This window comes from Mammaliicoccus lentus, assembly GCF_002902755.1.
GTDB lineage: Bacteria > Bacillota > Bacilli > Staphylococcales > Staphylococcaceae > Mammaliicoccus > Mammaliicoccus lentus.
Genome location: NZ_PPRS01000074.1, coordinates 1 through 214 on the forward strand (window position 1 = coordinate 1; position 214 = coordinate 214).

General features: G+C 38.8%; 1 protein-coding gene. It reads right to left on the reverse strand.

Annotated features, from left to right (window positions below):
• Positions 1-214: hypothetical protein (locus tag CD135_RS13100; protein WP_219728818.1), on the reverse strand; the 214-nt coding region annotated here is incomplete at both ends.

The following is a 214-nucleotide window of genomic DNA, read 5'->3' on the forward strand; positions in this document are numbered from 1 at the left end:
TTCCGCTTGCTCTTGATCATTAGCATTAACATCAGAGTCTTGTTCTACGTCAGAAGAATTGTCTTCAGCAGTGACATTATCAGATGTAGTGTCATCAGAAGCATTGTCATCTTCCGCTTGCTTTTGATCATTAGCATTAACATCAGAGTCTTGTTCTATGTCAGATGCATTATCTTCAGCAGAAACATTATCAGATGTAGCGTCATCAGAAGCA